Source organism: Pseudomonas migulae NBRC 103157, from assembly GCF_002091715.1.
Lineage (GTDB): Bacteria > Pseudomonadota > Gammaproteobacteria > Pseudomonadales > Pseudomonadaceae > Aquipseudomonas > Aquipseudomonas migulae_A.
Window position 1 is genome coordinate 1 of the sequence record NZ_BDAG01000040.1, and the last position, 11,310, is coordinate 11,310.

The following is an 11,310-nucleotide window of genomic DNA, read 5'->3' on the forward strand; positions in this document are numbered from 1 at the left end:
CTTGCTGGCGATGGAATCGACTCGGTCAGGCGTTAATCCGAGTCGCCTGCATCGCCAGCAAGCCGGCTCCTACAGGTGTCAGGCGTTGGTTTTTGCGATCAGCCCATCCGTGCGGAACATCCCGCGAATCCCGCGCACGGCCTGACGAATCCGGTCCTGGTTTTCGATCAACGCGAAGCGCACATGATCATCCCCATACTCACCAAACCCCACGCCCGGCGAGACGCACACCTTGGCTTCGGCCAGCAGTTTCTTGGCGAACTCCAGCGAGCCCAGGTGCGCATACGCCTCAGGGATCTTCGCCCAGACGTACATCGACGCTTTCGGGTTTTCCACCATCCAGCCCAGTTCATGCAGGCCTTTGACCAGCACGTTGCGACGCTGCCGGTACTGCTCGGCGATGTCCTTGACGCACTGCTGATCGCCTTCCAGCGCCGCAATGGCGGCAACCTGCAGCGGGGTGAAGGTGCCGTAGTCGTGGTAACTCTTGATCCGCGCCAGGGCGTTGACCAGTTCCGGGTTGCCGACCATGAAACCGATCCGCCAACCCGCCATGTTGTAGCTTTTGGACAGGGTGAAAAACTCCACCGCGATGTCCTTGGCGCCCGGCACTTGCATGATCGAGGGGGCTTTCCAGCCGTCGTAGACGATGTCGGCGTAGGCCAGGTCATGCACCACCAGCACGTCGTACTGTTTGGCGAGGGCAATCACCCGCTCGAAGAAGTCCAGTTCCACACACTGCGCGGTCGGGTTGGACGGGAAGCCGAGGATCATCATTTTCGGTTTCGGGATGGACCCGCGAATCGCCCGTTCCAGTTCGGCGAAAAAGTCCACGCCCGGAATCAGCGGCACCGAACGCACCTGGGCGCCGGCAATCACCGCGCCGTAAATGTGAATCGGGTAGCTCGGGTTCGGCACCAGCACGGTGTCGCCCTGGTCCAGGGTGGCCAGCATCAAGTGCGCCAGGCCTTCCTTGGAACCGATGGTCACGATGGCTTCGCTTTCCGGGTCGATGTCGACCGCGTAGCGATCCTTGTACCAGTTGGAAATCGCCCGGCGCAGGCGCGGAATCCCTTTGGACGTGGAGTAGCCGTGGGTGTCTTCGCGCTGGGCGACGGTGACGAGTTTTTCGACAATGTGCGGCGGCGTCGGGCCGTCGGGGTTGCCCATGCTGAAGTCGATGATGTCTTCGCCACGACGACGGGCGGCCATCTTCAGCTCGGCAGTGATGTTGAAAACGTAAGGGGGGAGTCGATCTATGCGCGCAAAGCGGCGCGGCGAACCTGGGTTAGCCATTGTTGCCTCGGATAACGTGAGCGCCCGGAACCGTCCGAGCGACGCTGGTCACTGAGGTGACCTGTTGCGGAAGATAAGGGGTGGCATGGCACACTGTCCAGCGAGTGTGTAAACAAATTTTTCCGAAGGAAATCGGTCGATGGAATTTAGCAGCGGCTTCTTGCTGAGCCTTTCTTTGTGCCTGGACATTGGCGTGGCCAATATTGCGATGATCACCCTGGCGATGCAGCGCGGCTATTTTCAAGGCTTTGCGCTGGGGTTGGGCACCTGCGTCGGCGACCTGATTTACGCGGTGCTGGCACTGGCCGGCATGACCGTCCTGCTGCAATACGAAACCGTGCGCTGGGTGCTGTGGATCGGCGGTTCGGCGTTGCTGGTGTACTTCGCGGCGAAGATGATCTATTCGGCCATTCACCATGAGGCACTGCTGGCAGAAACCGCGGAGGTCGGACACAACTCCCACCGCAAAGAATTTTTACGCGGCATTTTCCTCGCGATGTCGTCACCCAGCGCGATTCTCTGGTTTGCCGCGGTAGGCGGCACACTGATTGCGCGTTCCGGCGGCGGTGGTGCCCTCAGTTCGGCGCTGTTTCTTGGCGGTTTTCTCTGCGCCGGCATCCTCTGGTGCGTAGGTTTGTGCTTCGCAGCGAGCCATGGCGGCAAGTTGCTCGGTGACAAACTGCTGCGTTACTCCTACATGGCATCGGCGGCGATCTTCTGCTATTTCGCGGTGTACGTGATTCTATCGGGTTATAACGAGTTCGTTGGCACGGGCGCCGTCGAGGCGTTGCATGCACTGTAATTGGGCGAATCGGGTTTGGCTTCTATACTCCCAGCCGAACCCACTTTTTTGATCCCAGGAGTCGAGTCATGGATGAGCAACCAGACGTAAAACAGGACGAACCACGTTTTGAACACGGGCACTTTCTGCTCATTGCGGGGCTTGGTGGTCGATTTACTCAGGACACATCCAAACAGATCCCCGATCTTTGGGAGAAATTCATTCCCGAAATCGGTAGGATTCCCGGTCAGAAAAGCGAAGTGACCTACGGCATCTGCTGTAACCCGGATGGCAAGGGCGGTTTTGAATACATCGCAGGCGTTGAAATCAGCAAGCTGGACGACTTGCCCGAAAAGTACCGATGGGTCGAAGTTCAGCCTCAGCAATACGCGGTGTTCGAGCACAAAGGCTCGTTGGATACCTTGCCGCAGACCTTTCAATACATTTGGAAAACCTGGCTGCCACAGTCCGGTAAAGAAGCGGCGGACGCCCCGGAATTCGAACGCTACAGCGAAGACTTCAACCCGAAGCTCAACACCGGCAAGCTGGAAATCTGGTTGCCGATCAAGGCGTAATGTCTGGGTCGAGAGGCGGATCAGCGATTCGCCTCTCGATGTCGTGCCGACGCTGATTTATGATCCCCAGCCTTTCCCCCGCTGATTCCGAGCCGCCATGAACACCGTCATCCGCCACGTCATCCCCGCTGACCTGGACCGCTGCTACGCCATCGAAACCGTTGCCTACGAAGGCGACGAAGCTGCCACCCGCGAGAAAATCGCCACCCGCATCGCCACCTGGCCTGAAGGTTTTATCGTCGCCGAAGTGGACGGCGTCGTAGCCGGTTTCATCAACTCCGGGGCGGCGTTTCAGGTCGAGATGTCAGACGAAGCGTTCAAGGAACTGATCGGCCACGACCCGGCCGGCCCGCACGTGGTGATCATGTCGGTGGTGGTGCATCCGGATTATCAGGGGCACGGCCTGGCGAAACGTTTGATGGGCGAGTTCATCGAGCGGATGCGTGCACTGGGCAAGACCAGCATCAACCTGATGTGCAAAGAGCGGCATATTCCGCTGTATGCCGGGTTCGGGTTTGCCTACGTCAAGCCTTCCGCGTCGGATCATGGCGGGATGGCGTGGCATGAGATGGTGCTGACGTTGTAACCAGATTCCATCGAACATCGAAGATCGAGTGTGGGAGCGGGCTTGCTCGCGAAGGCGGTGTGTCAGTCGACATCATGAGTGACTGAGACACCGCCTTCGCGAGCAAGCCCGCTCCCACATTGGATTGTCATCGTGTGAGCGATATCAGTAGAGGCTATCCCGCACCCGGGCCGGCGCTTCCCGGTCATAAGTTTCCGCATCGAATTGCCCATCATTCAACCGCTTGTGAAACGCCCCTGCCGTCGGCAGCGCCGAGCGATCCAGGTGCTTCTCGGGGTTCCACAAATCCGATCGCACGATCGCTTTCGAGCAGTGAAAAAACGCCGCCTCCACGGTCACCAGCATCACCGTGCGCGCAGGTTTGCCGTTGACCGCGAAGCTTTCCAGTAGCCCCGGTTCATTGCTGATCTGCGCCGAGCCGTTGACCCGCAACGTCTCGCCTATCCCCGGGATGATGAACAACAGCGACACCCGTGAATCGAGCACCACATTGCGCAGGGTGTCGATGCGGTTGTTGCCCGGGCGGTCCGGTATCGCCAGGGTGCGCTCATCGATGATTCGCACGAAACCCGGCGTGTCACCGCGCGGCGAGCCGTCCAGGCCGTCGGGGCCGACCGAGCTGATGATCACCAGCGGCGAGGCGCGAACCATCGCTTGATAGTCCTCGTTCAGAAAGGGGATTTGCTTGCGCACGGCGCGGTCGTGGGGCTGGCCGTAGATCGCTTCCAGTGCTTCGATGCTGTCGAGCATAACCACCTCAGAAAATCAGTCCCATGCGCCGTTCGTGACCGATCCGGCCCTTATACGCTTCGCCGCTGTCGACCCAGCCGAATCTGGCATACAGCGCAATGGCGGCCTCGTTGTCCGCGTCCACCGACAACTCCAGCGCCCTGATTTCGGGAAACGCCTGACGCGCCACCTCGGGCAGGGCTTGCAGGCAGGCCTTGCCATGCCCTTTGCCTTGATGACGCTGATCGACTTGCAGCGCGTGCAACGTCGCGCTGTGTTCATCGGCCCAGGCAGGCAGCACCGGCGGGCGTTTGAGCAGCAGGAAGGCAACGGGGATGTCATCGGCCAACAGGGCAAATCCTTTGACGCCGGGGCCGGGTCTGGACAGCACGGTGTGCAACGCACCGTGGATGTCGCCGGAGAATTTGATTTGTTCTTTGTGAACTTCGATGGCCTCGACCTGTTGGCGCTGGAGCGCGTTCAGGCTTTCGTAAGGCACGAGTCGGGTTATCACGGGAGGGTCCTTTTTCCATCGCAAATGAGCCTTGGATTCTAGCGAGTTTGCGCCCATGGATTATTTTTATTTCGACTGTCGATTCGGCATTTCGCCGAACGACTAAGGGTGTCTTCAAAACAAAAAAACACGGAGAACCACCATGAACGCTACTCACGAAATCGAGACCCTGATCGACACCTATCGCCAGGCGGTCATCGCCAAGGATGTCGAAAAAATCATGGCCCTGTATGGCGATGACATCGTCTCCTACGACGCGGTCAAGGCCCTGCAATTGCGCGGCAAGGCCGCCTACCGCGCGCATTGGCTGGAATGCATGGAAATGTGCCAGGGTGCGCACACGTTCGACTTCGACCACATGAACGTCGTGGCGGACGAGCACATCGCCTTTGCCCACTGGCTGGCCCACTGCGGCGGCACCAACGACAAGGGCGAAACCCAGGCCTGCTGGATGCGCGTGACCGCCTGCTATCGTCGCGAGGCCGGGCAATGGCGCATCGTCCACGAACACTGGTCGGCCCCGTTCGACATGACGAGTGGCACCGCGCTGTTCGACCTGCAGCCCTGATCGTCGGGAAGCAGCGCCAAACCCCCAGACTGCAGCCATAGTTGATCAGTTCGATCGGAGAGCCCCATGAAGTACTTATGCCTGGTTTACAGCAACGAACAGGCGTTGCACTCACTGCCCGAAAGTCCCAACGACGCCGAGTGCATGGCCTACGCCGAATCGATCCAGGGCAGCGGCCGCATGATCGCCGCCGAGGCGCTGGAGTCGGTGCAGACCGCCACCACCGTGCGCATGCGCAACGGCAAAATGTCGATCACCGACGGTCCGTTCGCCGAAACCAAGGAGCAGCTGGCGGGCTTCTACCTGATCGACGCCAAAGACCTCAATGAAGCGCTCCAGGTTGCCGGCAACATTCCGGCGGCTCGGGTCGGCTGTGTCGAGGTGCGACCTGTCCGTGAATTGAACCCCTGATGACAATCACAACCCGGGAGATCACCATGAGTTCGCAGCCTTGCAAGAAACTGCCCGCCGAGTTCGAGTCGCCTTTCCATGATGGCCGGCGGCAAAGCCTGGATCGGCGGGTGACGCTGGTGACCGAAGGCACGCAGGACTGATGCCCGGGGTGTCGGTCAAGGCTCGGGTCGAGCAGGTTTACCGCGAGGAGTCGCGGCGGATCCTGGCGACCCTGATCCGTTTGCTCGGCGATTTCGACCTCGCCGAAGAGGCCTTGCACGAGGCGTTCTTTATCGCGGTCGAGCGCTGGCAGCGTGATGGTGTGCCGGACAACCCGCGGGCGTGGCTGGTCTCCACCGGGCGCTTCAAGGCGATCGATGTGTTGCGTCGCCGTGCGCGGTTTGCCGCGTCCCGGCCGATGTTGATCGCTCAACTGGAGGCGCTGGAGCAGGCCGACTGGAGTGACGAAGACGTGGAAGACGATCGCTTGCGCCTGATCTTCACCTGTTGTCACCCAGCCCTGGCGGCGGATGCTCAAGTGCCGCTGACCTTGCGCGAAGTCTGCGACCTGACCACCGAAGAAATCGCCCGGGCCTTTCTATCCGCACCGGCCACCATTGCCCAGCGCATCGTGCGGGCCAAAGCGAAAATCCGCGACGCGAAAATTCCCTATCAAGTGCCGACCCTGGCGGAATTGCCCGAGCGGCTCGACAGCGTGCTGCGGGTGATTTACCTGGTGTTCAACGAAGGTTACTCGGCGTCCGTCGGCACCGAACTCACCCGGGAAGACCTGACCCGCGAGGCGATCCGGCTCGGGCGTTTGCTGATGGAACTGCTGCCCGAGCCCGAGGTGATGGGCCTGCTGGCGCTGATGCTGTTGCATGAATCACGGCGTCCGGCGCGGACGTCTTCGAGTGGTGAACTGATCCTGCTGGATGAGCAGGACCGTTCGCTGTGGGATGCCGGGTTGATTGCCGAAGGTTGTGCGTTGATCGAGCGGGCGCTGGGTACGCGGCGATTCGGTCCTTACTGTTTGCAAGCGGCCATCGCCGCGGTGCATGCCGAAGCGCCGACGGCGGGGGAGACCGACTGGCTGCAGATTGTGGGGCTGTATGACGTGCTGTTGGCGGCTGTGCCTTCGCCGGTGATCGAGTTGAACCGTGCGGCGGCGATCTCCAAGCGCGATGGGCCGTTGGCGGGGTTGACGTTGGTGGAAGGGATTCTGAATCGCGGCGAATTGCTCGATTACCACCTGGCGCATTCGGCTCGGGCGGAGTTCTGTCGGCAGTTGGGCAGGGTAGAGGAGGCGCGGACGGCGTATGAAAGGGCGTTGGAATTGACGCAGCAGGTGCCGGAGCGGCGGTTTATCGAGGCTCGGATCAAGGCGTTAAAGTGATGTGATCTGACGGGCCTTTTCGCGAGCAAGCCCGCTCCCACATTAGACCGAGTCCTTCCTAAATGAACCGGATCGAATGTGGGAGCGGGCTTGCTCGCGAACGCCTCACCACTATTCCAACATCTTGCTGAGCAACCAACTCCCCGCCGGCCCCGGCGGATGCAGCCGCGACCACAGTGCATCGACGAACAGCGGTTTCGGCCACCCGCGCACGTTCAACTCCTGCAATGTCCCGGCGCCGAACCGACCCACCAGCCATCGCGGTAACGGTGCCCAACCGAACCCGCCCTGAGCCATTTCCAGCAACATCAAATAACTCGGTGCCGACCAGACGCGCCCCTTGGCGCGGCTTTCATATGGATTGACGATGGTCGCCAGACGCAACTCCCGATGCTGTTGCAAGGTGTCCTGATCGATGCTCGCCAGTGCTGCCAACGGATGCTCGCGGGACACGAACAAGGCAATTTCCGTACGCTCCTGCACCGTCGAACTGACCAGGTCCGGCGGGTAACTGTCTTGTTGCTCGGCGAACGCCACATGCGCCCGACCGCTTTGCACCAGCGCCACCAGGTCATCGCATTCAGCGATCAGGCATTCGAGTTCCAGGTCCGGGTAGCGCTGCTCGAACGCACTGAGCGCCGCTTCGAAACGGTCGGATTGATAGGTGTCGGAAATCGCCACGGTCAGCTTCGGTTCAACCCCTTGAGCCAACTGGCTGGCGGTCATTTCCAGACGGCTGGTCGCCGCCAGGATCTCCTCGGCCCGTTGCAGCATCACATGCCCGGCCGGTGTCAGGGTCGGCTTGCGGCTACTGCGGTCGAACAGGATCAGATCCAGATCAATCTCCAGGCTCGCCACCGCGGCGCTGATGGTCGACTGACTGCGCCCGAGTTTGCGCGCCGCTGCGGAAAACGAGCCTTGGGTCGCCGCTTGCACAAACGCCTGCAACACTTCCTGGGATGCCATGAACTATCGCCTTGATCGATGGTTATTGGTTATGAAGTATCGGTGTGAGAGTGGATCATCGCAACCACAGTCACTCAGGATCTCTGCTCATGAACATGCAAAAATCCATCACCGAACGTATTTTCCAGGCCATCGGCTTTGAGCTGTTGGCCATTTTGATCTGCACCCCGTTGCTGGCGTGGATCATGGACAAACCGATGCTCGACATGGGCGTCGTCACCGTCGTGATCGCAATGTTGGCGCTGGCATGGAACGTGGTGTTCAACGGGATTTTCGATCGTGTGCTGCAGCGTTTCGACATCGCGCACAACGCTTGGACGCGAGTCGTTCATGCGCTGCTCTTTGAAGGCGGTCTGGTCGCCGTCGGCGTGCCGCTGATTGCCTGGTGGCTGAAGGTCAGCCTGTGGCAGGCGTTCCTGCTGGATATCGGCGTGTTGCTGTTTTTCCTGCCATACACCTACGTTTACCACTGGGCGTACGACGTGGTGCGGGAGCGGGTCCTTCTGCGCCAGGCGTGTGAAGGATAAATGCAAAAGATCGCCGCCTGCGGCAGCTCCTACACCGGGGGTGTGTTGGGGCTAGAAGATTTGGGTGAACAACCAATACAAACTGCCCGACAGCATAATCGCCGCCGGCAGGGTCAGCACCCAGGCCATCAGCAGATTGCGGATGGTCTTCATCTGCAAGCCGCCGCCGTTGGCGACCATGGTCCCGGCCACCCCCGAAGACAGCACGTGGGTAGTCGACACGGGCAGCCCGAACATGTCCGCCGCGCCGATGGTGAGCATGGCCACGGTCTCCGCCGAGGCGCCTTGCGCATAGGTCAGGTGACTCTTGCCGATCTTCTCGCCGACCGTCACCACGATGCGTTTCCAGCCGACCATGGTGCCCAGGCCCAGCGCAATCGCTACCGCGATTTTCACCCACAGCGGGATAAACCGCGTCGAGTTGTCGATTTGCTGCTTGAACAGTTGCAGCTTGTCGCGGGTGTCGGCGTCGAAGTTGCCGACCTTGTTCTTGTCCATCAGGCGAATGGTTTCGCTGGTCAGGTACATGTCGTTACGCACGTTACTCACGGCTTCGGCGGGCACTTTGGACAGCGAGCCGTACCCCTTGACCTCGGCGCCGATACGGCCGGTAAGCGCGGCGAGGGCCGGGATCAGTTGCGGCGTGACCTCCTTGCTGCGCACGTAGTCGGACAGCACCGGACGCGGGTCTGCCGGTGCCGGCAGCGGCGTACTTTTCACCAACGCTTGCTGGGTGACTTCGGCGACGGCGGCGAACTGCAAGGCTTGATCGGCCGGCATGGTGCGGTTCAGCGCATAAGCCATTGGCAGCGTGCCGACCAGAATCAGCATGATCAGGCCCATGCCTTTCTGGCCATCGTTGGAACCGTGGGCGAACGACACGCCCGTGCAGGTCACGATCAGCATGCCGCGAATCCACCACGGTGGCGGCGTGTTGCCTTTCGGCGCCTTGTACAGCGCACGATTCTTGACGAAGGCGCGCAAGGCCAGCAGCAACAGCGCGGCAAAACCAAAACCGACCAGCGGCGAGAGCAGCAGCGCGTAACCGATTTTTATGGCCTGCGCCCAGTCCACGCCGCTGGTGCCGTCGCGGCCATTCATCAGGGCATTGGCCACACCGACACCAATGATCGAACCGATCAGTGTGTGTGATGAAGACGCGGGTAAACCCAGCCACCAAGTGCCGAGGTTCCACAGAATCGCGGCGATCAGCAGGGCGAAAATCATCGCGAACCCGGCGGACGAACCGACTTGCAGAATCAGCTCCACCGGCAGCAGGGCAATGATGCCGAACGCCACTGCGCCGCTGGACAGCAATACCCCGAGGAAATTGAAGAACCCCGACCAGGCCACCGCGACATTCGGTGGCATCGAGTTGGTGTAAATCACCGTGGCCACCGCGTTGGCGGTGTCGTGGAAACCGTTGACGAACTCAAAACCCAGCGCGATCAGCAGCGCCACGCCCAGCAACAGAAATGGCGTCCAGGTGGTGACCACCGTACCGAGTTCGCTCATGTCGTGCATCAGGCTGTACGCGGTGAACAGCAGTCCGCAGGCCAGCACGCCGAAGAAAATTACCAGGGTGAACAGGCCAGGTTTCTTGTCGAACTGCGGTCTGGCGCCGCTGGCGGGAGCCTGAGTCTGGACGGTGTAGGAAGGCGTAGCCATGACGGGCAATCCTGGGGAGGGAAGGAGTGTCGCCCATGATCGTTGCTGGATGTTACAGAGGAGTTGCGTTAAGTCAGGGTTTGGGGTTTTTGTCGTTTCGTTGATCTAAAAGCAGAATCTTTTTGATCTTAATAATCCTGGCGCTTGCGAAACGCCCACCGCCCTGCAATCAAGGTAAACGTCGCGACCAAGGCCACCAGAATCCAGAACCCCTCCGGATCCTGGGAAAGCGGCACGCCCCCCACGTTCATGCCAAAAAAACCGGCAATGATGTTGATCGGCAACGCCAGCACCGTCACCACCGTCAGGGTAAACAGCGTGCGGTTGCTTTGCTCGTTGAGGTTGGCGGCAATCTCTTCCTGCAACAGCTTGATCCGCTCACCCAATGCCGTGAGGTCGTTGATGATCAGTGCGAACTCCTCGGTGGATTTGCGCAACTCCTTCACGTCTTCCTTCTGCAACCATTGCGGCGGGCGATTGAGCAAGCGCAGCAACGAGCCCGGCTCCAGCGCCAGCAGCCGTTGCAAACGCACCAGCACCCGGCGATTGGCGCCCAGCTCGGCGCGGTTGGTCGACAGCCGCGAAGACAGCAACTCATCTTCGATCTGATCGACACTGAGGCTGGTCTTTCGCACGATCTGCGTCAGCACTTCACCCTGATCACGCAGCAAATGCACCAGTAATTCCAGCGGCGAGCGAAAGCATTCACCGGCCTTCACCGACGAACGCAGCTTGTCCACCGAGTGCAGCGGTTGCAGGCGCGCGCTGATGATCAGCCGGCTGCGGGCGCACACCCACAGCGTCGACACATCCGAGGAGACCATACTGCTGAGGTTGAACACCACGTCGTTGACCACCGCCAGCAAGGCCGAATCGACATGCTCGATGCGCGTCGAGCGCGAGCCTTCATGCAAGGCTTCGAAAAACTCGTCGGGCAATTCCAGATGACTTTTCATCCAGCGTTCGCACGCGGCGTGAGCGAGGTTCAGGTGCAACCAGAGAAACTCATCGCTGTCGCCCGGCTGCTGCAGGGACCGCAACGCCATGGCCGAATCGATTTCCCGACCGCGTTCGCCGGGACGAAAACTGAAACCGTACAGCAGACCGAACAGGTCCGGGTCGCGATGGCTTTGGTCGATGCTGTGGTTCATGAGGTCTCGCAAAGGGGGGGCTTTGTCTCTCGTAGGCGCGAGCTTGCTCGCGATGAACGCAAGGACACCGCGTTGATCCTTCTACGCGGTGTTTTCGTTAACGACCATCGCGAGCAAGCCCGCCCGCATCATCGCAAGGCGCCTTGACAGTTTTGTGACA

Annotated in this window: 13 protein-coding genes; 7 read left to right on the forward strand and 6 right to left on the reverse strand. The window is 60.4% G+C overall.

Annotated features, from left to right (window positions below):
* Positions 1–78: 78 nt before the first annotated feature.
* Positions 79–1,296, reverse strand: a complete 1,218-nt coding sequence (gene alaC / locus PMI01S_RS24645; protein WP_084322732.1) for an alanine transaminase — start codon at positions 1,294–1,296, stop codon at positions 79–81.
* A 139-nt stretch (positions 1,297–1,435) separates the two neighbouring features.
* Between alaC and PMI01S_RS24650 the strand changes: the two genes are divergently transcribed.
* From PMI01S_RS24650 to PMI01S_RS24660, 3 genes are all read left to right on the forward strand, one after another.
* Positions 1,436–2,098, forward strand: a complete 663-nt coding sequence (locus PMI01S_RS24650; protein ID WP_084322733.1) for a LysE family translocator — start codon at positions 1,436–1,438, stop codon at positions 2,096–2,098.
* Positions 2,099–2,166: 68 nt separating this feature from the next.
* Positions 2,167–2,652 (forward strand): GyrI-like domain-containing protein, encoded by a 486-nt coding sequence (locus PMI01S_RS24655; RefSeq protein WP_084322734.1) that lies wholly within the window; start codon positions 2,167–2,169, stop codon positions 2,650–2,652.
* 97 nt (positions 2,653–2,749) lie between these two features.
* Positions 2,750–3,238 (forward strand): GNAT family N-acetyltransferase, encoded by a 489-nt coding sequence (locus PMI01S_RS24660; protein WP_084322735.1) that lies wholly within the window; start codon positions 2,750–2,752, stop codon positions 3,236–3,238.
* 144 nt (positions 3,239–3,382) lie between these two features.
* On the opposite strand, the gene PMI01S_RS24665 is transcribed toward PMI01S_RS24660, so the two are convergent.
* The gene (locus tag PMI01S_RS24665) at positions 3,383–3,988 is read right to left on the reverse strand and encodes a pyridoxamine 5'-phosphate oxidase family protein (protein ID WP_084322736.1); all 606 of its coding nucleotides are present in this window, start codon (positions 3,986–3,988) and stop codon (positions 3,383–3,385) included.
* Positions 3,989–3,995: 7 nt separating this feature from the next.
* On the reverse strand, positions 3,996–4,481 hold the full coding sequence (locus tag PMI01S_RS24670) for a GNAT family N-acetyltransferase (RefSeq protein ID WP_084322737.1): 486 nt from the start codon (positions 4,479–4,481) through the stop codon (positions 3,996–3,998).
* A gap of 142 nt (positions 4,482–4,623) precedes the next feature.
* Between PMI01S_RS24670 and PMI01S_RS24675 the strand changes: the two genes are divergently transcribed.
* The 3 genes from PMI01S_RS24675 to PMI01S_RS24685 all read left to right on the forward strand — a co-directional run bounded on the left by PMI01S_RS24675 (position 4,624) and on the right by PMI01S_RS24685 (position 6,838).
* Positions 4,624–5,049 (forward strand): YybH family protein, encoded by a 426-nt coding sequence (locus PMI01S_RS24675; RefSeq protein WP_084322738.1) that lies wholly within the window; start codon positions 4,624–4,626, stop codon positions 5,047–5,049.
* Positions 5,050–5,115: 66 nt separating this feature from the next.
* A complete protein-coding gene (locus tag PMI01S_RS24680) occupies positions 5,116–5,460 on the forward strand; it encodes a YciI family protein (RefSeq protein ID WP_084322739.1) in 345 nt (114 codons plus the stop codon).
* A 142-nt stretch (positions 5,461–5,602) separates the two neighbouring features.
* Complete coding sequence (locus PMI01S_RS24685) at positions 5,603–6,838, forward strand: RNA polymerase sigma factor (RefSeq protein ID WP_084322740.1); 1,236 nt, start codon at positions 5,603–5,605, stop codon at positions 6,836–6,838.
* A 111-nt stretch (positions 6,839–6,949) separates the two neighbouring features.
* On the opposite strand, the gene PMI01S_RS24690 is transcribed toward PMI01S_RS24685, so the two are convergent.
* Positions 6,950–7,804: a LysR family transcriptional regulator gene (locus PMI01S_RS24690; protein WP_084322741.1), complete on the reverse strand. Its 855-nt coding sequence runs from the start codon at positions 7,802–7,804 to the stop codon at positions 6,950–6,952.
* An 89-nt stretch (positions 7,805–7,893) separates the two neighbouring features.
* On the opposite strand from PMI01S_RS24690, the gene PMI01S_RS24695 reads away from it, so the two are divergent.
* Positions 7,894–8,331, forward strand: a complete 438-nt coding sequence (locus PMI01S_RS24695) for a multidrug/biocide efflux PACE transporter (protein WP_084322742.1) — start codon at positions 7,894–7,896, stop codon at positions 8,329–8,331.
* A gap of 51 nt (positions 8,332–8,382) precedes the next feature.
* Here the strand turns inward: PMI01S_RS24695 and PMI01S_RS24700 are convergent, their stop codons facing one another.
* Both PMI01S_RS24700 and PMI01S_RS24705 read right to left on the reverse strand, forming a co-directional pair.
* Complete coding sequence (locus PMI01S_RS24700; protein WP_084322743.1) at positions 8,383–9,999, reverse strand: inorganic phosphate transporter; 1,617 nt, start codon at positions 9,997–9,999, stop codon at positions 8,383–8,385.
* A 128-nt stretch (positions 10,000–10,127) separates the two neighbouring features.
* On the reverse strand, positions 10,128–11,150 hold the full coding sequence (locus PMI01S_RS24705; RefSeq protein ID WP_084322744.1) for a transporter: 1,023 nt from the start codon (positions 11,148–11,150) through the stop codon (positions 10,128–10,130).
* Between the last annotated feature and the right edge of the window lie 160 nt (positions 11,151–11,310).